General features: G+C 71.1%; 18 protein-coding genes. 9 read left to right on the top strand and 9 right to left on the bottom strand.

Annotated features, from left to right (window positions below; genetic code table 11):
* Positions 1-54: 54 nt before the first annotated feature.
* Positions 55-810 (bottom strand): DUF6227 family protein, encoded by a 756-nt coding sequence (locus tag ACSMXR_RS14590; RefSeq protein ID WP_137234683.1) that lies wholly within the window; start codon positions 808-810, stop codon positions 55-57.
* Between the two features lie 231 nt (positions 811-1041).
* On the bottom strand, positions 1042-2124 hold the full coding sequence (locus ACSMXR_RS14585; protein ID WP_473172042.1) for a P1 family peptidase: 1083 nt from the start codon (positions 2122-2124) through the stop codon (positions 1042-1044).
* 218 nt (positions 2125-2342) lie between these two features.
* Here ACSMXR_RS14585 and ACSMXR_RS14580 point away from each other — a divergent pair, with 218 nt between their 5' ends.
* The 6 genes from ACSMXR_RS14580 (at position 2343) to ACSMXR_RS14555 (ending at position 7781) form a co-directional block, all read left to right on the top strand.
* On the top strand, positions 2343-3452 hold the full coding sequence (locus ACSMXR_RS14580; protein ID WP_473172041.1) for an MFS transporter: 1110 nt from the start codon (positions 2343-2345) through the stop codon (positions 3450-3452).
* Entirely contained in the window at positions 3449-5776 is a 2328-nt protein-coding gene (locus ACSMXR_RS14575) for a molybdopterin oxidoreductase family protein (RefSeq protein ID WP_473172040.1), read from the top strand. Before ACSMXR_RS14580 ends, ACSMXR_RS14575 begins: the two co-directional genes overlap by 4 nt.
* Before the next feature lie 8 nt (positions 5777-5784).
* Positions 5785-6387, top strand: a complete 603-nt coding sequence (locus ACSMXR_RS14570) for a 4Fe-4S dicluster domain-containing protein (RefSeq protein WP_473172039.1) — start codon at positions 5785-5787, stop codon at positions 6385-6387.
* Positions 6384-7103: a QcrA and Rieske domain-containing protein gene (locus ACSMXR_RS14565; protein ID WP_473172038.1), complete on the top strand. Its 720-nt coding sequence runs from the start codon at positions 6384-6386 to the stop codon at positions 7101-7103. The genes ACSMXR_RS14570 and ACSMXR_RS14565 overlap by 4 nt, the downstream gene beginning before the upstream one ends.
* The gene (locus tag ACSMXR_RS14560) at positions 7100-7495 is read left to right on the top strand and encodes a hypothetical protein (RefSeq protein ID WP_473172037.1); all 396 of its coding nucleotides are present in this window, start codon (positions 7100-7102) and stop codon (positions 7493-7495) included. The genes ACSMXR_RS14565 and ACSMXR_RS14560 overlap by 4 nt, the downstream gene beginning before the upstream one ends.
* Before the next feature lie 61 nt (positions 7496-7556).
* A complete protein-coding gene (locus tag ACSMXR_RS14555) occupies positions 7557-7781 on the top strand; it encodes a hypothetical protein (RefSeq protein WP_030078553.1) in 225 nt (74 codons plus the stop codon).
* Positions 7782-7797: 16 nt separating this feature from the next.
* Here ACSMXR_RS14555 and ACSMXR_RS14550 read toward each other — a convergent pair whose 3' ends face one another.
* The 6 genes from ACSMXR_RS14550 to ACSMXR_RS14525 all read right to left on the bottom strand — a co-directional run bounded on the left by ACSMXR_RS14550 (position 7798) and on the right by ACSMXR_RS14525 (position 13830).
* On the bottom strand, positions 7798-8340 hold the full coding sequence (locus tag ACSMXR_RS14550) for a large conductance mechanosensitive channel protein MscL (protein ID WP_137234677.1): 543 nt from the start codon (positions 8338-8340) through the stop codon (positions 7798-7800).
* 113 nt (positions 8341-8453) lie between these two features.
* On the bottom strand, positions 8454-8936 hold the full coding sequence (locus ACSMXR_RS14545; protein WP_473172383.1) for an RcpC/CpaB family pilus assembly protein: 483 nt from the start codon (positions 8934-8936) through the stop codon (positions 8454-8456).
* 310 nt (positions 8937-9246) lie between these two features.
* Positions 9247-10122 carry an S-methyl-5'-thioadenosine phosphorylase gene (locus tag ACSMXR_RS14540; protein WP_218526066.1) on the bottom strand — a complete coding sequence of 292 codons (876 nt, stop codon included), beginning with the start codon at positions 10120-10122 and terminating at the stop codon, positions 9247-9249.
* A gap of 102 nt (positions 10123-10224) precedes the next feature.
* Positions 10225-10575 (bottom strand): FmdB family zinc ribbon protein, encoded by a 351-nt coding sequence (locus ACSMXR_RS14535; protein WP_030078544.1) that lies wholly within the window; start codon positions 10573-10575, stop codon positions 10225-10227.
* A 66-nt stretch (positions 10576-10641) separates the two neighbouring features.
* Entirely contained in the window at positions 10642-11922 is a 1281-nt protein-coding gene (locus ACSMXR_RS14530; protein WP_218526067.1) for an MFS transporter, read from the bottom strand.
* Positions 11923-12222: 300 nt separating this feature from the next.
* Positions 12223-13830 (bottom strand): potassium/proton antiporter, encoded by a 1608-nt coding sequence (locus tag ACSMXR_RS14525; RefSeq protein ID WP_473172036.1) that lies wholly within the window; start codon positions 13828-13830, stop codon positions 12223-12225.
* Positions 13831-14107: 277 nt separating this feature from the next.
* Here ACSMXR_RS14525 and ACSMXR_RS14520 point away from each other — a divergent pair, with 277 nt between their 5' ends.
* Positions 14108-16852 carry a penicillin acylase family protein gene (locus ACSMXR_RS14520; RefSeq protein WP_137234672.1) on the top strand — a complete coding sequence of 915 codons (2745 nt, stop codon included), beginning with the start codon at positions 14108-14110 and terminating at the stop codon, positions 16850-16852.
* A 3-nt stretch (positions 16853-16855) separates the two neighbouring features.
* Here ACSMXR_RS14520 and ACSMXR_RS14515 read toward each other — a convergent pair whose 3' ends face one another.
* Positions 16856-17467, bottom strand: a complete 612-nt coding sequence (locus ACSMXR_RS14515) for a 5-formyltetrahydrofolate cyclo-ligase (protein WP_473172035.1) — start codon at positions 17465-17467, stop codon at positions 16856-16858.
* A 93-nt stretch (positions 17468-17560) separates the two neighbouring features.
* On the opposite strand from ACSMXR_RS14515, the gene galU reads away from it, so the two are divergent.
* Positions 17561-18463 (top strand): UTP--glucose-1-phosphate uridylyltransferase GalU, encoded by a 903-nt coding sequence (galU, locus tag ACSMXR_RS14510; RefSeq protein WP_103511285.1) that lies wholly within the window; start codon positions 17561-17563, stop codon positions 18461-18463.
* Positions 18464-18467: 4 nt separating this feature from the next.
* Entirely contained in the window at positions 18468-19778 is a 1311-nt protein-coding gene (gene glp, locus ACSMXR_RS14505) for a molybdotransferase-like divisome protein Glp (protein ID WP_218526069.1), read from the top strand.
* Positions 19779-19842 lie beyond the last annotated feature (64 nt).

The raw sequence follows: 19842 nt of genomic DNA, 5'->3' as shown, positions 1-19842 counted from the left end.
CGCGGCGGATCCGGGCGAGAGGCCCGTTCAGCAGATCCGGGGCGAGAGGCCCGTTCAGCAGATCCGGGTGCGGCTCTCCATCGCCGTACGGGCGGTGTGCTCGTCCTCGTACACCTCGCACATGTGGCGGCCGTCGGGCGTCGCCGTGTGCTCGACCTCCCACAGGCTCGTCTCGCTGCCGTCCAGCAGCAGGAACGCGTGCTCGTAGAGCGTGAATCCGGCCGTCCGGCCGTCGACGTGGCACTGCCGCCCGAAGATCTGGGTGATGTGGTGGGCGAAGGCGGACCGGAGCAGTCGTGCCTTCTGCTCGCCCGGCCGGTCGGCGTTCTCTGCGCGGCGCAGCACCCGGCGGGCGTGGTCCGCGGAGTTGTCCGGCGCGTACGTCCGGGGGAGCGGGGCCGGCGGGGCGGACATCAGGACCGTCAGCATCTCCAGATCGCCCTGCGCCTCCTGCATCCCCTCGTCGCCGAAGACCGGGGAGTCGGAGAGGCTTCCGGCCAGCCGGGACGCGGCGATACGGGCGTCGCCCTCCTCGTCGTACAGCTCGTGCCGGCGCGGGGCCCGCACATCGCGCCCTCCGCTGTGCACCAGCTCCCACAGCGTCAGGGCGGAGCCGTCGGCGAGGAGATACGTGTGGCGGTAGGTCTCGCGGTGCAGCACGGCACTGTGGTGCGACGAGTACAGCGAACTGCTGTGGGCGAGCGCGGTGCCGAGCCGGTCGACCGTACTGTCGGGGAGGTCGAAGGAGTTGAGGGCGCGTCGCAGGAGTCGGTCGAGGTGGTGCTCGGTTGTCTCGTACGGATCGCTCAAGGTGGTGTCTCCAGGCCGTCGCCGCGTGTTACTTGATGCGTGCTTAACGTAGTCCCTGGGTCCGACATCGTGACCGGGGTTGGTAAAAACGTAGGGCGCACGCAGAAAGTTCCCCGCGTGTTCGTGGTGCATTTCGGGCGCTTGGGGTGAACTCCCGGGCGCAGAGGGCGAGTCGGCCGCCCGCGCGCCCCTCGCTCACGCCGCGCGCCCCCTCGGATCCTGCCGTTCTCGTCAGGTTCGGCCGCCGTACAGCTCCGTGTACGAGAGGAGCCTGCCGCCCGGCGCCTCGGTGCTCCGGGCCGCGCGCACCGCCTTCACGACGGCCCGCGCCAGAACGTCGGCGCCCGCCGCCAGGATCTCGTTGACGGCGACCGGATCGCCCGACGGCACCGGCACCCGCCCGGTGGCGAGGGTGAACACGGTGTCCCCGTCGGTCAGCAGATGCACCGGGCGCACCGCGCGTGCCAGGCCGTCGTGCGCGGTGCCCGCCAGCTTCTGGGCCTGCGCCCGGGTCAGGTCCGCGTCCGTGGCGACGACCGCGATCGTCGTGTTGAACGGCGGAACCCCGCCCCCGGCCTCCTCCGCCGCTTCCCGCTCCCGCGCCAGACGCCGCTCCGCCGCCGCGTGGACCTCGGCCGGAGGATGCGTCGGCGGCTCCCCGGCCCCGTACTCCCCGAACAGCACTCCGGTCCGGGGGTCGACCACCGAGCCCGCCGCGTTCACCGCGACGAGGGCGGCCACCGTGACCCCGGAGGCGAGGCGGGTGCTCGCCGTACCGATGCCGCCCTTCAACTGCCCGGCCACCGCGCCGGTACCCGCGCCCACGCCGCCCTCGGCGACCGGATCCCCGGGCCCCGAGGCGGCCGCGGCCTCCACCGCCGCGCGGCCGGTCGACGCGTCGGGCCGGGCCCGCCAGTCGCCGCCCCGGCCGAGGTCGAAGAGGGCGGCGGCCGGAACGACCGGGACCACCTGCGTGGGGCCCGCGCCGACCCGGACGCCCCGGCCCCGCTGCTCCAGCCAGGCCATCACCCCGGACGCGGCGTCCAGTCCATACGCGCTGCCGCCCGTGAGGACGACGGCGTCGACCCGCTGCACCAGATTCCGCGGATCCAGCGCGTCCGTCTCCCGCGTACCCGGCCCGCCGCCCCGTACGTCCACGGCGGCCACGGCCCCGCCCTCGGGAGCCAGGACGACGGTCGTACCGCTCAACGCCCCCGCTCCGGCGACCTCGGCATGGCCGACGCGGATCCCGGCCACATCGGTCAGCGCGTCCAGCAGGGGCGGGAGGGCGGGGGTCCTGTCCTCGCGGGTCATGTGCGGCTCCTCCGGTCGGGATCGGGGCCCGCGGGGGAGCGCGGGCCGATGCGCCTCGAACGTACCGGCGGGCCGGGAGCGGTGCGCAAGGCCCCGCGCGAGCAGGGCGCCCGGACCCGGACCGGGCAAGGCGACCCTTGCGACTGTCCGGGCGACCCGCTCACCCTCCCACCCCCTAAAACGGGTTCAATCGACCCAAACGGTCCTACGGTGGCCGGGTGACCGAGCCCTCAGAAGCCACCGCAGCAGCCGAGCCCCACGCCCCCGACGGCGCTGCGGCCACGCCCCCCGCCGCGACCGGCCCCCGGTCCGTCACCACCCGCGCCACGCTCGTCGGAGCGGCGGTCTCCGCCCTGCTGATCCTCGCGATCGTGCTCGGCAGCCGGATGCTCCGCAACTTCGACTCGGCCCTCCTCCCCTACGCCGTGGCCACGGTCTTCCTCGCCTTCGGCGTCGCCTACCGGTACACCGTCTGGATCTCCGCCCCCGGCGCCCGACGCCTCTTCAAACAGGGCTGGCGCAGCTTCTTCTCGCTGGACAACTTCCGCCGGGCGCCCACCGCCCTGCCGAAGATGATCGCCACCTATCTCGGCTTCCAGAAGTTCCTCGGCGCCCGCTCCCGCGCCCGCTGGGCCGCCCACCAGCTGATCTTCTGGGGCTGCATCCTCGCCGCCCTGATCACCTTCCCGCTCACCTGGGGCTGGTTCACCTTCACCTCCGGCAGCGGCTCGGGCCCCGGCTACGAGATGCGGATCTGGGGCTTCAAGATCCTCGGCTTCGACTCCCTCAACCTCCTCGGCTGGCTGATGTTCCACGGCCTGGACATCGCCGCCGTCCTCGTCATCCCCGGTGCCTCGTACTTCCTGTGGCGCCGGATGAAGGACCGCGGCGCCATCACCGGCCAGCGCTTCGCCTACGACCTGGTGCCGTTGATCGCGCTCATCGTCATCTCAGTGACGGGCCTGCTGCTCACCTTCTCCTCGGTCTTCCTGCACGGTGGCGGCTACCAGTTCCTGGCGATCCTGCACATGGTGTCGGTGGTCTTCACCCTCATCTACATCCCGTTCGGCAAGTTCTTCCACATCGTCCAGCGCCCGGCCGCGGTCGGCATGCAGCTGTTCAAGTACACCGGCCGCAAGGACGACGAGGTGTTCGCCTGCCGCCGCTGCGAGGAACCCATCGACACCGGGCCCTACGTGGAGAACCTCCGCGGCACCATGCGCGACCTCCGGCTCGACTTCGACGCCTGGGCCGAGTACTGCCCGCGCTGCAAGCGGGTGCTGCGCGGCAGCGCCTACCTCTCCCATGTGAAGAAGGGCTTCAAGTGACCGCGGATCCGCGAGCTGCTGCCGACCGCCGCACCTTCATCCCCCTGGATCCCTCCCTCGCCCCGCCCGGCACCCGCGCCTTCCGGGACGCCGGCGGCATCCCGGCCGACCAGTGGCACGCCGACCAGAACGGCGAGACGCTCGTGCCGACCCACTGCTGCTTCTGCGGCGTCCAGTGCGGGATGTATCTGCGCGTGGACCGCGGCGGCAAGGTCTTCGGCGTCGAACCCCGCAACCACGACATCAACCGGATGCGGCTCTGCCCCAAGGGCATCAACGCCTATCAGCAGGTCAACCACCCCGACCGGCTGACCGCCCCGCTGATGCGCCGCTCCCGCGACGAGGAGTTCCGCGAGGTCTCCTGGGACGAGGCGCTCGACTTCACGGTCTCCGAGATCAGGCGCATCCAGCAGACGCACGGCAACGACGCCTTCGGGCTCCTCGGCGGGGCCAGTCTGTTCTCCGAGAAGACCTATCTGGTGGGCAAGTTCGCCCGGGTCGCCCTCAAGACCCGGCACGTCGACTACAACGGCCGCCTCTGCATGGTCAGCGCCGCGGGCGCCAACAAGCTGGCCTTCGGCATCGACCGGGCCGGCAACCCCTTCTCCGACATCCTCCTCACCGACTGTCTGCTCATCGCCGGCTCCAACGTCGGCGAGTGCTTCCCCGTGATGACCCAGTACGTCTGGGGAGCCCGGGACCGCGGGGCGAGCCTCATCGTCGTCGACCCGCGCGAGACCGCCATCGCCCGGACCGCCGACATCCACGTCGCCCTCAAGCCCGGCACCGACTCCGCCTTCTTCACCTCCGTCCTGCACGTCGTCATCGAGGAAGGGCTCACCGACGAGGGCTACCTCGCCGCCCACGCCACCGGCTGGGAGGAGGTCAAGGCCAAGGCCGCCGAATACCCGCCCTCCCGCGCCGCCGCGATCTGCGGCATCCCCGCCGAGCAGATCGTCCAGGTCGCCCGGGCCTTCGCCCGCGCGCCTAAGGCCATGGCCTGGCACGCCCGGGGCATCGAACACCACTCGCAGGGCGTCGAGAACTGCCTCTCCGTGATCAACCTCTGCACCGCCACCGGCCACATCGGCAGACCCGGCGCCGGCTACGGCACCATCACCGGCCAGGGCAACGGGCAGGGCGGCCGCGAACACGGCCAGAAGTCCGACCTCCTGCCCGGCGGACGCTCCATCATGAACGAGGAGCACCGCCGCCAGATCTGCGAGATCTGGGGCATCGAGGAGTCCGAACTCCCGCTCGCCGGCACCTCCATGATGGAAATGGTCTGGCAGATGCAGCGCCGCGAGATCCGCGGCCTGATCGGCATCTGCAACAACCCCTTCGTCTCCCTGCCCAACTACCGGGTGGTCAAGGAGGGGTACGACACCACCGAGTTCCACGCGCAATTCGACTTCTTCCTCTCCGAGACCGCTGCCAACGCCCACGTCGTCTTCCCCGTCACCACCTGGGCCGAGGACGAAGGAGTGATGGCCAACGCGGAAGCCCGCGTGGTCAAGCACAACAAGGCCCAGGACCCGCCCCCCGGCGTCCGCACCGACACCTGGGCGATCTGCGAGCTCGCCCGCCGGCTCGGCGCCGGCGACAAGTTCGACTTCCCCGACTCCCGGTCGGTCTTCGACGAGCTGCGCATCGCCTCCGCCGGAACCGTCAACGACTACTACGGCATCACCTACGAACGGCTGGAGGAGACCGGCGGCATCGCCTGGCCCTGCCCCACCACCGACCACCCCGGCACCCCCCGGCTCTTCGAGGACGGAAAGACCTACCACCCCGACGGCAAGATCCACCTCCAGGTCGTCGAATGGCACCCGCCGATGGACCCGTACGACGACGAGCACCCCATGTCGCTCACCACCGGCCGCACCGTCGCCCACTTCCTCTCCGGCAACCAGACCCGCAGGCTCGGCGCCCTCGTCGAACAGACCCCGCGCCCCTGGGCCGAGATCCACCCCTCGCACGGCTTCCGCAACGGCGAACCCGTCCGCGTCGTCACCCGGCGCGGCAGCGAGGTCTTCCCCGCCCTGGTCACCGAGGCGATCCGCCCCGACACCGTGTTCGTGCCGTACCACTGGCCCGTCCCCACCGCGGCCAACGCCCTCACCATCGACGCCCTCGACCCCCGCTCCAAGATCCCCGAGTACAAGGTGTGCGCCTGCCGCATCGAGCACGCCGAGCGGATCGACGAGGTCCCCGCCCCGCCGGTCGCCCCCGGCCATGTCGCCTACCCGGAGACCCAGGTCTCCCGTACCGACCCGCTGCCTCCCACGGCCCCGCAGGGCCGTGGCACCTCGGAGAGGAGCTGATCCCCCCCATGATGGGCAGAACGATCTTCATCGACCCGGGGCGCTGCATCGGCTGCCAGGCCTGTGTCTCCGCCTGCCGCGAATGCGACTCGCACCGCGGCAAATCGATGATCCACCTCGACTACACCGACGAGGGCCAGTCCGTCGCCTCCCTCCCGACCGTCTGTATGCACTGCGAGGACCCGGTCGCCCCGTGCGCCGAGGTCTGCCCCGCCGACGCGATCCTGGTGACCGCCGACGGTGTGGTGCAGCAGGCCGACACCACCCGCTGCATCGGCTGCTCCAACTGCGTCAACGCCTGCCCCTTCGGCGTACCGAAGATCGACCTCCAGGCGAAGCTCCAGATGAAGTGCAACCTCTGCTACGACCGCACCGCCTACGGCCTCGCCCCCATGTGCGCCACCGTCTGCCCGACCGGAGCGCTCTTCTACGGAACCGTCGAGGAACTCCAGGCGGAGCGCCCCGGTGTCCAGGTCGCCGACACCTTCGTCTTCGGCGAGACCGAGGTCCGCACCGGCGTGGCCATGGTCGTCCCCGCCGAACGGGTCCAGTGGCCGGTCCCCGGCGGTCTTCCCGTCGTCGAGATCAATGGGAAGGACGTCGGCCGATGAGCGTCACCGACCAGCAGCCGGCCGACGAGCATCCCGCCGGGGGAGACCCGCGCGAGGCGCTCCAGGACCGGATCGCCGCCGACTCCCTCACCACCCGGCGGGACTACCTCCGGATCGTCACCACCGTCTCCGGCGGTCTCGCCGTCGGCGGCATCGGCGTCGCGGCCGGCATCCTGCACCGGCACGGCGACGGCGAGGAGGGCAAGGCCCCCGAGCCGAAGCGCGTCGCCGGGCAACTGCCGCCCGGTGAGTCCATCGCCTTCCGCTACCCGGGCGAGGAGGACCGGGCCGTCGCCGTCCGCCTCGACGACGGCACCCTCGTCGGCTACTCCGCCGTCTGCACCCACCTCGCCTGCGCCGTGCTCTGGCGCAAGGACCGGGGCAGCGAGGGCGAGCTGTACTGCCCGTGCCACGAGGGAGTCTTCGACGCCCGGTCCGGCGAGGTCACCGCCGGGCCGCCGCCCCGAGGGCTGCCGAAGGTCGTGGTCATCGAGCAGGACGACGGAAGCATCTGGGCCGTGGGCACCACCCGCTCCGGCGAGAGCGTCGAGGAAGGCCTCTGCCGCCAGCTCGGCGGCGAGCGCCCCGACCTCGCCACCCGTATCGGCTGCCCCGACATCGGCGGCGGAGCCGAATCCCCGCCCCGGGCCGCAGGCCCCGGCCGGGCGACCGGCGCGGTGTCCACCGATGTCAACAACCCGGGCGGGCGGGCATGAGCGACACCCCGCACCCCGAGCTGCCGCTGCCGCCCCCGGGCAGCCACTACCCCACCTACCACCCGGGCAGCGCGGACCCCGAGCTGAACCGGCCCGTCCACGAGCGCTATCCGCAGATCCGCCCCACCAGCGGATACGGGGACCCCCGCGTCCGGCACACCGGCCCGGGCCCCGGTGCGGGCACCGACCAGGACCCCGAGCGCTCCTCGAAACTGACCGCCCGCCTCGCCCTGGCCATGACCGTCGTCATCGGCCAGCTCTGGGGGCTGACGATCCTGATCGACGAGTGGATGGAGGGCAACACCGGCACGGCCTGGTGGGGGGCCGGCTTCCTCGGTCTGTCGTTCCTGGTCGTGCTCGGCCTGTGGCTGCTCGATCCGAAGGACCGCTGACGCCCGCCGCCCGGCTCCGCGGCGGCTCACACCTCGCGGTGAGCCGCCGTACCCTGGAGACATGAGTGCCGCCCCCGCCCCCCGACCGCGTGATGCGAAGCAGCAGCAGCCGCAGGAGCAGCCGCAGCAGGAACCGAAGCCCAAGCCGGTTCTGATCTTCGACGATCCGCTGGACCGGCAGTCCGCGGACGATACGGACCAGGGGTGGGGCGAGCGGCCTCTCACCGGTGGCAGCGCCGCGGACCTCGCGCGCTTCCTGGACGAGAAGCCGCCCCACCACATCTGAGCGGTCGCCCGGAGGGCTACCGGTCCTCGACCGGGCCCGTGGCACCCCCACCGGTCCCGCCGGGGCCCTCGCCCGAGTCCGGCCCGAGTCGGCCGGGCGCGCCACCGGTGCGCTGCGCGACGAGCGCGTCGCGGATCTCCTTCAGCACCTCCAGCTCGCTGACCTCCATCGTCTCCTGCACGCCCTCCTTGGCGGCCTGCATCGCCGCCCGCCGGGCCAGATACTTGGCCATCGGCAGCACCATCAGGAAGTACACGACAGCAGCGGTGATCAGGAAGCTGAGGGCGGCGCTGAGCACCGAGCCCCACAGGATCTCGATCCCGTCCATCTCCCCGGTCTTCGGATCCGTCGTGCACGGGCCCTGGAGGCACGAGCTGTAGTTGTCCAGGTCCTGGGTGCCGAACGCACCGACCAGGGGGTTGATGACGCCCTTGACGACCGCGTTCACGATGTTCGTGAACGCTGCGCCGATGACGACAGCCACCGCGAGGTCGATCACATTGCCGCGCGTCAGGAAGGCCTTGAAGCCCTCCAGCAGACTGACCTTCTTCTCGCTCACAGGTGAGCCTTCTTTCGCGTGTGCGGTCGGGGGAGCAAACTGCTCCGCCACCTAAGGCGGGTGAAGGCGACACTGTCCAATCCGCTAATTCCCACGGGTGACTTGAGAGGGCGTCAGTTCGCATCGGACACCGCCACGGCCAGCCGCCCCGAAGCGCCCGCGCCGAGCAGCGTCGTGGCCGTCGACCGCTCCACGGACAACACCACCAGCGCCCCGGACCCCGCTTCACCGCCACCGCCCGCCGCATGGCCGCCCGGTCCGGCGGCCGCATGCGGCACCTTCGCCACGCGCGCCCCTCGTGCCACCACGCGTGCGTCGTCGCTGCCCGCATCGCCGACCGCGATCACATCGACCCGGTCTCCCGGCCGTAGCAGCCGTACGGTCTCCGGATCCGCGATCCGGACCGGCGCGGAGACCAGCCGCACCGACGACCGGCCGGCTCCTGGCGGAGCGTCCGGCGTGGCGGCGGCCCTTCCGTCGGCGCTGCTCAGGCCCGTGGTGGCCAGCGCCGCGCCCGCCAGCGCGAGCCCGGCAGCCGCCGCACGTCGTTGGCGGCGCAGCATCCGCCGCAGCCGGTGCGCGCCACCGCCCCGCACCCGCAGGGGCCCGAACGGCCCCACCCCGCTGGGCACGGGCACCGGCGCGGGGAAAGCGGAGGTGGGCAGGGACGAGGAGGAGGACAAAGGCGAGGGCAAGGGCGAGGACGTGGACATGGCACCACCTGGGATCAGGGCGGACGAGCGCACGGGAAAGGGGAGTCCGGACCGGTTCGACCGGCCGAACTCCCCTCACTTTCCACGGTCCGAGCAGATCCCGCTGCGGCCTGTGGACGGTCCCCGCACTGTGGACAACTCCGTCACCTGATCCGGTGACCCGGTGACCCGGTGAGTCCCGCCCTGCCGCCGGCTACGGCAGCGCGATCCCCGTGTCGATCCCGTCCAGCGCGTGGGCGCAGGTGCAGTTGCGGCTCTCGTTCTCCGGCAGCCCGGCCACCGCGTCGAACAGCACCGAGCGCAGCCGGTCCACATTGGCCGCGAACACCTGGAGCACTTCCTCGTGCGAGACGCCCTCGCCCGCCTCGGCCCCCGCGTCCAGGTCGGTCACCAGGGTCATCGTGGTGTAGCAGAGCCCCAGCTCCCGGGCCAGGACCGCCTCGGGGTGCCCGGTCATGCCCACGACCGACCAGCCCATCGCCGCGTGCCAGCGCGATTCCGCGCGGGTCGAGAAGCGGGGCCCCTCGACGACCACCAGGGTGCCGCCGTCCACCGGCTCCCAGTCGCGTCCGCGGGCCGCCGCCAGCGCGGCCTTCCGGCCCTCGGGGCAGTACGGGTCGGCGAAGCCCAGGTGGACGACGTTCGGTACGGTCCCGTCGGCCCGGGGCTCACCGTCGTAATAGGTCTGTACGCGGGTCTTGGTGCGGTCCACCAGCTGGTCGGGGACGAGCAGGGTGCCCGGCCCGAACTCCGGCCGCAGCCCGCCCACCGCGCACGGCCCGAGCACCTGCCGGACCCCGACGGAGCGCAGCGCCCACAGGTTGGCCCGGTAGTTGATGCGGTGCGGCGGCAGGTGGTGGCCGCGTCCGTGGCGGGGCAGGAAGGCTACCCGCCGGCCGCCGAGCTCGCCGAGGAAGACCGAATCGCTCGGCTTTCCGTAAGGGGTGTCCACGGAGACCTCGGTGACGTCCTCCAGGAAGGAGTAGAAGCCCGAGCCGCCGATGACACCGATCTCCGCGGAACCCTCGGTACCCGTACCGGAGCCCGTTTCCGTATGTGCGTTCGCCATGCGGTCACCGTATCCGGAGGAGCGTTTCCCGCGGCGTACGCCCGGACCCCGCCGAGTGGTCTCGGCGGGGTCCGGGGAAAAGCGGATGGGGCGTACGCGGGCTCAGGCGGCCGACGTACCGCTCGACGAGGCCGGCGCGGAGGCCGACGACGAGGAGGAGCCGGACGAAGAGGACGACGCCGATGCGCTCGCCTTCGTGTCCGAACCCGACGACGAGGACGACGCGGAGTCGGACGACTTCGAGGTCGTCGACGCCGGCGTGCTGCTCGACGAGGAGCCACGGCTGTCGTTCCGGTAGAAACCGGAACCCTTGAAGACGATGCCGACCGCGGAGAACACCTTCTTGAGGCGTCCGTCGCAGCTCGGGCACACGGTCAGGGCATCATCGGTGAACTTCTGCACCGCCTCGAGGCCCTCGCCGCACTCGGTGCACTGGTACTGATAGGTCGGCACTTGCTCCTCCTGGCACTCTCACTCAATGAGTGCTAACGACGCTCCATACTGACGTATTCCGTTGAATCAGTCCACCGTGACCGGCTCGCGGTGACCGATCCCACGTGCCACGGTGCGTCCCGAGGACCGGGGGGTCAGCCGTGAGCGCAGGGCCAGCAGGGTCACCAGAGCCAGCGCGGTCCCGGCCAGGGGCACCAGGAATCCGGTGCTCGCGCCGTGGGCGTCGGCGAGTTGCCCCGCCACGGTCACGGCCGCGGCCTGTCCGAGCGCCACCGCGCCCGTCAGCCAGGTGAAGGCCTCGGTACGGGCGGTGGCGGGCACCAGCGACTCGACCAGGGTGTAGCCGCTGATCAGCGCCGGGGCGATGCAGAGGCCGACCAGCAGGCCGAGCCCGGCCAGCAGCGGAACCGAGTGGACGGCCCACAGGCCGGACGCGGTCAGGGTCAGCGCCACGTACCCGACGATCAGCCGGCGGCGCGGGCTGCTCTTCCAGGCGATGGCGCCGCAGGCGATGCCGGCCAGCATGTTTCCCGCGGCGAAGATGCCGTAGAGGACCCCGTTCACGCCGGGGTGGCCGATCTCCTCCGAGAACGCGGTCAGCGAAACCTGCATGCCGCCGAAGACCGCGCCGATGCCCAGGAAGGTTATGGCCAGGACGCGCACGCCCGGTACGGAGAGCGCCGAGGCGTGCGGTTCGGCCGCGGTGGCCGCGTTGCGGGGGGCGGGCTGGGTGGCGCGCTGCGCGGCGAAGAGCAGGCCGCCGACCAGCGTCAGGGCGGCTTCCGTGATCAGGCCGGCCGCCGGGTGCACGCCGGTGCACAGCGCGGTCGCGATCACCGGGCCCAGGACGAACGTGAACTCGTCCGTCACCGACTCGAACGCGGCGGCGGTGGACATCAGCGGGGAGGCGGGCCGGTCGGGGGTCGCCCCCAGCAGGGCCGCCCAGCGGGCCCGCACCATGGGGCCGATCTGCGGGATCGAGGCACCGGTCGGCACGGCGGCGGCGAACAGCGCCCACAGGGGCGCGTCGGCCAGCGCCAGGACGGTCAGGGCGCTCACCGAGACGGCGTGGAGGAGAACCCCGGGCAGCAGGACGGAACGCTGGCCGAAGCGGTCGGCGAGCTTGCCGCTCTGCGGGGCGAACAGCGCCATGGAGACGCCGGAGACCGCCGCGACGGCGCCCGCGCTGCCGTAGGAGCCGGTCGTGTGCTGCACGAGGAGGACGATGCCGATGGTCAGCATCGCGAAGGGCTGCCGTGCGGCGAAGCCCGGGAGGAGGAAGGTCCACGCACCGGGGGTGCGCAGCAGTTGCCCGTATCCGGGGCGGTCGGAGACCGTGGTTGCCACGGTCCTTGCCTTTCTGCCGCCTGGTAGCCCTGCTTCCCGGCGCCCTTGTGGGGCGGGCCGGACGGAAGCGGCCGAGAGCTGTCCTCTTCGCGCGGAACTGCGGTAGATGCCGGGCGACTCGCTGCAAGCGGCGAAGAAACGCCGGGCGAAGAGACACCACGACCGCCATACGGTCGCGCCAGCTCTGCTTCAGACAGAGTTGGTCGATCAGGTTTGCCTTCATGATACAGGTGGAAGACCCTGTGCGCCTGTGATCTGCGCACAGGGCTTCCGTTTCGGCCTGTGATCTGCGACGCCTTCTCAGGGGCGGGTCTTCGCGCCGCTTCCGCTTCCGTTGGCACCGGCATTGGCACCGGCATTGGCACCGGCATTGGCGCCCGCGCCGGCCCCGCCGAGCTTCTTGGCCAGCTTCATCGCCTGTGGAATGGCGGATCCGCCCTGGGGGCCCGTTGTGCCGGGCGCGCCGGAAGCGGGTGATCCGCCCGTGCCCAGCCAGCCGGCCAGCTTGCCGCCCTCGGCGACCGCCCGCAGGCGTTCCTCCGCCCGGTCGCGCACCGGATCGGTGGCCACCACCAGCAGCTCGTCCCCGCGCCGCAGCACCGTCGCCGGGGACGGCACGAAGCTCTTGTTCTCCCGGACCACCAGGGTGACCGCGGCACCGGCCGGGAGCCGGAGCTCGCCGACCTCCACGCCGTGCATCTTCGACTTCGCGGGGATGGCGACCGACAGCAGATGGCCGCGCAGTCGTTCCAGCGGGGCCGACTCGATGCCCAGGTCGTCCGCCTCGGCCGGATCGTCGGCGATCTTCAGCTTGCCCGCGACCCAGGGCAGCGTCGGGCCCTGGATCAGGGTGTAGACGATGACCAGGACGAAGACGATGTTGAAGATTCTCGTACTGCCCTCCACCCCGGACACCATCGGAATGGTCGCCAGGATGATGGGCACCGCCCCGCGCAGCCCGGCCCAGGACATGAGGACCTTCTCGCGGGCCGGCATCCGGAACGGCGCGAGGCTCAGGAAGACCGACAGGGGGCGCGCCACCATGGTCAGCACCAGGCCCACGACGACGGCGGGCCAGAAGTCGTCGACCAGGTCGTGCGGGGTGACCAGCAGGCCGAGCAGTACGAACATGCCGATCTGGGCCAGCCAGCCGAGTCCGTCGGCGAAACCGCGGGTGGCGGGCCAGTGCGGCAGCTTGGAGTTGCCGAGGATCATCGCGGCCAGGTAGACGGCGAGGAACCCGCTGCCGTGGGCCATGGCGCCCGCGGCGTACGCGGAGACGGCGATGGCCATCACGGCGATCGGGTAGAGGCCGGAGGCGGGCAGCGCCACGTGCCGCAGTCCCAGGGAGCCCAGCCAGCCCACCGTGATGCCGATCGCGGCGCCGATGGCCAGCTCCAGGGCGATCTCGCCGACCAGGACGTACCAGTGCTCGACCGGGCCGACCGCGGAGAACGCGACGACCAGGATGACGACCGGAGCGTCGTTGAAGCCGGACTCGGCCTCCAGGACACCGGTGATCCGGGGCGGCAGGGGCACTCTGCGCAGGACGGAGAAGACGGCCGCGGCATCCGTGGAGGAGACGACCGCGCCGATGATCAGGGCCTGGCGCCAGTCGAGGCCGACGAGATAGTGCGCGGCCGATGCGGTGATGCCCACGCTGATGGCGACGCCGACGGTCGAGACCACCGCGGCGGCGGGCAGGACGGGGCGGACCTCTTTCCACTTCGCTCCGAGCCCGCCCTCGGCCAGGATGACGACCAGGGCGGCGTAGCCGATCACCTGTGTCAGCTCGGCGTTGTCGAACTTGACGTCGAAGATGCCGTCCTGGCCCAGGGCGATCCCGATGCCGAGATACAGGAGCAGGCTGGGGAGCCCGCTGCGCGAGGAGATCCGTACCGCCGCCACGGCGACGAGCAGGACGAGCGAGCAGACGAGCAGGAGTTCGTTGAGCGCGTGGACAGTCAGGGTCCGTTCCTTCCCTGCGTGCGCCTGCCGGATCGTCCTCCGGCAGCCAGTTACTTCGTTACCTTACCTAATCGTTAACGATTCCTTGACGGCTTCGAGTGTTCGTACGAGGAAGACGCAAATGGATGCATCCCTATACCGCGTCCGAGTGGCTTCTCCGCTGCGCCTATGGTTGCTCCTGCACTCCCAGGACCACCCTGCCCCTCGAAGGACAGCGATGCCCGCCAACACAACCGCCTCTTCCGGCCCTTCCGACGCGAAGAAGCCCGGCAGGAAGAAGGGGCGACGCGCCCGCCTGATCGTGCTCGTCCTGGTGCTGGCGCTCGTCGCGGGTGTCGGGTACGGGGCGTACTGGTCCGTGTCCACCGTGCGGGCCTCGTACCCGCAGACCACCGGTTCGATGACACTCGACGGCCTCAGCGGCGACGTCGAGGTCAAACGTGACTCCTACGGGATTCCGCAGATCTACGCGGACTCCGACGCCGACCTCTTCCGCGCCCAGGGCTTCGTCCAGGCCCAGGACCGCTTCTGGGAGATGGACGTCCGGCGGCACATGACGTCCGGCCGGCTCTCCGAGATGTTCGGTTCCGGCCAGGTGGAGACCGATTCCTTCCTGCGGACGCTCGGCTGGCGGCAGGTGGCGCAGAAGGAGTACGACGAGGTTCTCGACGAGAGCACCAAGAAGAACCTCCAGTCGTACGCGGAGGGCGTCAACGCGTATCTGAAGGGCAAGGAAGGCCGGGACATCTCGGTCGAGTACGCGGCGCTGGGCTTCACCAACGACTACAAGCCCGGCGAGTGGACCCCGGTCGACTCGGTGGCCTGGCTCAAGGCGATGGCCTGGGACCTGCGCGGCAACATGCAGGACGAGATCGACCGCTCGCTGCTGACCAGCCGCCTCGACAAGGACCAGATCGAGGACCTGTACCCCGGCTACCCGTACAAGAAGAACAGGCCGATCGTCGAGCAGGGCGCGATCTCCCCGGTCACGGGCAAGTTCGACCCCGAGGCGACCCCGTCGGACAACGTCGGCTCCACGACCCCCGAGGGCGCCACCGAGGGCCTGAACACCCAGCTCTCCGCCCTCTCGGACACCCTCGACGAGATCCCGGCGCTGCTCGGCCCCAACGGCAACGGCATCGGCTCGAACTCCTGGGTCGTCGACGGCAAGCACACGACGTCCGGCAAGGCGCTGCTCGCGAACGACCCGCACCTCGCGCCGATGCTGCCCTCCCTCTGGTACCAGATGGGGCTGCACTGCCGTGAGCTGTCCAAGACCTGCCAGTACGACACGGCGGGCTACACGTTCTCCGGCATGCCCGGTGTGATCATCGGCCACAACCAGGACATCGCCTGGGGCCTGACCAACCTGGGCGCCGACGTCACCGACCTCTTCCTGGAGAAGGTCTCCGGCGACGGCTATCTGTACGACGGCGGGACCAAGCCGTTCAAGACCCGCGAGGAGACCATCAAGGTCGCCGGCGGCAGGGACCGGACGATCACCGTCCGCGAGACGAACAACGGCCCCTTGGTCTCCGACCGCAGCAAGGAGCTGGACAAGGTCGGCCAGAAGGCGCCCGTCAGCAATGCCGCACCCGACCGGGCCGACGGCTACGCGGTGGCGCTGAAGTGGACCGCGCTGGAGCCCGGCAAGTCCATGGACGCGGTCTTCGCGCTCAACCGGGCCAAGGACTTCGCCACCTTCCGGAAGGCCGCCGAGTACTTCGAGGTCCCCTCGCAGAACCTCATCTACGCCGACACCGAGGGCAACATCGGCTACCAGGCGCCCGGCAAGATCCCGGTCCGCTCCGAGGGCTACGACGGCACGGTCCCGGCCCCGGGCTGGGACCCGAAGTACGCGTGGAAGGGCTACATCCCCTTCGACGAGCTGCCCTACGAGTACAACCCGGACCGCGGCTACATCGTCACCGCCAACCAGGCCGTCATCGACGAGAAGAAGTACCCCCACCTCCTGACCAAGGACTGGGGCTACGGCGCCCGCAGCCAGCGGATCAACGACCTCCTCGCCCAGAAGATCAAGGGCGGCGAGAAGGTGTCGACCGATGACATGCAGAAGATGCAGATGGACAACTTCAGCGAGATCGCCGCGCTGCTGGTGCCCGAGCTGAAGAAGATCAACATCTCCGACCCGAGCGTCCGCGAGGCCCAGAAGCTGCTGGAGGGCTGGGACTACACCCAGGAGCCCGACTCGGCCGCCGCCGCGTACTTCAACGGCGTCTGGCGCAACATCCTGAAGCTCGCCTTCGGCAACAAGCTTCCCAAGGAGATGCGGGTCAAGGGCGACTGCCTCAATGTGCCGCCGGCCAAGAACAGCGGCCCGGTGGACCAGCAGAAGAGGCTCGTCCGCGAGTGCGGCCAGCGCGACGGCGACACCGCGCAGCCGGACGGCGGCGACCGCTGGTTCCAGGTGGTCCGCGACATCATGGACGACCCGGACAACGAGTGGTGGAAGGCCCCCGCCCGGGGCCGCGAGGACGCCCTGGAGAGCCGGGACGACCTCTTCGCCCGGGCGATGGAGGACGCGCGCTGGGAGCTGACGGCGAAGCTCGGCAAGAACATCTCCACCTGGAGCTGGGGCCGGCTGCACCGCCTGACGCTGAAGAACCAGACGCTCGGCACCGAAGGCCCCGGCCTGCTCCAGCGGGCCCTCAACCGCGGCCCCTGGAACCTCGGCGGCGGCGAAGCGGCGGTCAACGCCACCGGCTGGAACGCGGCGAGCGGCTACGAGGTCGTCTGGGTGCCGTCGATGCGGATGGTCGTCAACGTGGGGGACTGGGACAAGTCCCGCTGGATCAACCTCAGCGGGGCCTCCGGGCACGCGTTCAACGCGCACTACACCGACCAGACCGAGAAGTGGGTCGACGGGGAACTGCTCGACTGGTCCTTCGGGACGGAGGCGGTCGACGCTGCCACCGTCGACACGCTGACGCTGAAACCGTAGGCCCTACGAAGGGTTCACGAAGCGCCGCGCTCCGGCCGGTGTGACCACGGCGTCCACGGGGTGGTCGTGCGGCTCCGAAGGGACCCGCGCGACCACCTCGTCGTCGTACAGGAGCACGACGAGCGCCGGGTGCGCCCCGGCGGCCGTCAGCCGGGCCAGCACCCGGTCGTAACTGCCGCCGCCCCGCCCCAGCCGCATCCCGGCCCCGTCCACCGCCAGGCCGGGCAGCAGCACGGTGTCGGCGTCCAGGACGGCGTCGGGGCCCAGGCGCGGGCCGTCCGGCTCCAGGAGCCCCCGTCCGGCCGGCAGCAGGTGCTCCGGGCCCTCGTAGGCCGCCCAGTCCAGGTCGTTGTCGGGCAGGAGCACCGGCAGCAGCACCCGCACGCCGCGCCCGCGCAGCGCTTCCAGAAGCGCACGGGTGCCCGGCTCGCGACCCACGGAGACATACGCGGCGACCGTACGGGCGTCAGCCAGTTCGGGGAGACCCAGGGCGGCGGCGGCGAGAACCGCGGCGGCCCGGACCGCGTCCTCCTTCGTCAGAAGGGCCCGTGCGGCGAGCAGTTCGCGCCGTAGTGAGCTCTTCGCGGACGGCTTGCCGGACTTGTCGGTGTTCAAGAGAGACTCGCACGATTCTCGTATGGGCATATTTAAGGACGAAGTTAACCGGAATATCAGCTTCCGGCCGTGTGCAGCCGTTAAGGTCGGCACATGACTCAGTCGCCCTCCAGGATCAGCAAGGCCGTCATCCCGGCAGCAGGTCTCGGCACCCGGTTCCTGCCCGCCACGAAGGCCACTCCGAAAGAGATGCTGCCTGTCGTCGACAAGCCGGCCATTCAGTATGTCGTCGAGGAGGCCGTGGCCGCGGGACTCTCCGACGTACTGATGATCACCGGTCGCAACAAGCGTCCCCTGGAGGACCACTTCGACCGCAACTACGAGCTGGAGTCCGCGCTCACCCGCAAGGGCGACGCCGAACGCCTCGCCAAGGTCCAGGAGTCCAGCGACCTCGCCACCATGCACTACGTCCGCCAGGGCGACCCCCGCGGCCTCGGACACGCCGTGCTGTGCGCTGCCCCGCACGTGGGCGACCAGCCCTTCGCGGTGCTGCTCGGCGACGACCTGATCGACCCGCGCGACGCGCTGCTGGCCCGGATGGTCGAGGTCCAGGAGCGTGAGGGCGGCAGCGTCATCGCGCTGATGGAGGTCGACCCCTCGCAGGTCCACCTCTACGGCTGCGCCGCCGCGGACGCCACCGTCGACAGCGACGTGGTCCGCATCACCGACCTGGTCGAGAAGCCGGACCCGGCCGACGCCCCCAGCAACCTCGCCATCATCGGCCGGTACGTCCTGGACCCCGCGGTCTTCGACATACTGCGACACACCGAGCCGGGCCGCGGCGGCGAGATCCAGCTCACCGACGCACTCCAGCTCCTCGCGGCCGACGAGAAGATCGGCGGCCCCGTGCACGGCGTCGTCTTCAAGGGCCGCCGCTATGACACCGGCGACCGCAGCGACTATCTGCGTGCCATTGTCAGACTGGCGTGCGAACGTGAAGACCTGGGGCCGGACTTCCGGACCTGGCTGCGCAAGTACGTCGCTGAGGAGATGTAACCCCGTGAGCAGCACGATCTGGTCGGTCGACGAACACCTGGACGACATCCTCGCCGCGGTGCGGCCGCTGGAGCCCATCGAGCTGCAGCTGCCGGACGCCCAGGGCTGTGTGCTCGTCAAGGACGTCGTCGTGGAGGTGGCCCTGCCGCCGTTCGACAACAGCTCCATGGACGGTTACGCGGTCCGGATCGCCGATGTCGAGGGCGCCAGCGAGGAGTTCCCCGCGGTTCTCACCGTCATCGGCGACGTCGCCGCGGGCAGCGCGGGGCTCGCCGACGACCAGGTCGTGGGACCGGGACAGGCCGCCCGCATCATGACGGGCGCCCCGCTGCCCGCCGGTGCGGAGGCCGTCGTCCCGGTCGAATGGACGGACGGCGGTACGGGCGAGGGCCCGGCCGAGGGGATGCGCGCCCACGCCGACGCGCCGGAGGGCGCCACCGGTGAGGTCAGGGTGCACCGGCCCGTCGTCGCCGGCGCCCATGTGCGCGAGCGCGGCAGCGACGTCAAGCCGGGCGATCTGGCGCTGGCCGCCGGCTCGGTCGTCGGCCCGCCGCAGATCGGGCTGCTCGCGGCGATCGGCTGCTCCACCGTGGTCGTACGGCCCCGCCCCCGCGTCGTCGTCCTGTCCACCGGCAGCGAACTGATCCAGCCCGGCGAGACGCTGACGGGCGGCCAGATCTACGACTCCAACAGCTTCGCGCTGACGGCCGCCGCCCGGGACGCCGGAGCCATCGCCTACCGGGTCGGCGCGGTCGCCGACGACGCCGAGACGCTGCGCGCCACGATCGAGGACCAGCTGATCCGCGCGGACATCGTCGTCACCACGGGCGGCGTCAGCGTCGGCGCGTACGACGTCGTCAAGGAGGCGCTGTCCTCCGTCGGCGACGAGGACGAGCCGGGCAGCGGGATCGAGTTCCGCAAGCTCGCCATGCAGCCGGGCAAGCCGCAGGGCTTCGGCTCGATCGGCCCGGACCACACCCCGCTGCTGGCCCTGCCGGGCAACCCGGTCTCCAGCTACGTCTCCTTCGAGTTGTTCGTCCGCCCCGCCATTCGCGCCCTGATGGGCCTCACCGATGTGCACCGCCCCACGGCCCGCGCCGAGCTGCGCGCCGACAAGGCGCTCACCTCGCCGGAAGGCCGCCGCCAGTTCCTGCGCGGCCGTTACGACGCGGAGGCGGGCACAGTCACTCCGGTCGGCGGTTCCGGATCGCATCTGATCGCGGCGCTGGCCCAGGCCGACGCACTGATCGTGGTGCCCGAGGACGTCACCTCGGTCGAACCCGGCACGGAGACGGACGTGATCCTGCTCCGCTGACCGCCGCCCGGTGGCGGTACGGTATCTGCCGCCGTGCCTTCCGGGGGACCCCCTCCGGGCCCGA

Source organism: Streptomyces sp. DSM 106670 (assembly GCF_055792845.1).
This window is presented reverse-complemented; position numbering and strand designations above follow the sequence as displayed.

Excerpts from the sequence above, each read along its gene's own strand:
- ACSMXR_RS14585 (WP_473172042.1), bottom strand. The coding sequence starts at position 2,124 with ATGACCCGCGAGGACAGGACCCCCGCCCTCCCGCCCCTGCTGGACGCG.
- ACSMXR_RS14570 (WP_473172039.1), top strand. The coding sequence starts at position 5,785 with ATGATGGGCAGAACGATCTTCATCGACCCGGGGCGCTGCATCGGCTGC.
- ACSMXR_RS14565 (WP_473172038.1), top strand. The coding sequence starts at position 6,384 with ATGAGCGTCACCGACCAGCAGCCGGCCGACGAGCATCCCGCCGGGGGA.
- ACSMXR_RS14560 (WP_473172037.1), top strand. The coding sequence starts at position 7,100 with ATGAGCGACACCCCGCACCCCGAGCTGCCGCTGCCGCCCCCGGGCAGC.
- ACSMXR_RS14555 (WP_030078553.1), top strand. The coding sequence starts at position 7,557 with ATGAGTGCCGCCCCCGCCCCCCGACCGCGTGATGCGAAGCAGCAGCAG.
- ACSMXR_RS14540 (WP_218526066.1), bottom strand. The coding sequence starts at position 10,122 with ATGGCGAACGCACATACGGAAACGGGCTCCGGTACGGGTACCGAGGGT.
- ACSMXR_RS14520 (WP_137234672.1), top strand. The coding sequence starts at position 14,108 with ATGCCCGCCAACACAACCGCCTCTTCCGGCCCTTCCGACGCGAAGAAG.
- galU (WP_103511285.1), top strand. The coding sequence starts at position 17,561 with ATGACTCAGTCGCCCTCCAGGATCAGCAAGGCCGTCATCCCGGCAGCA.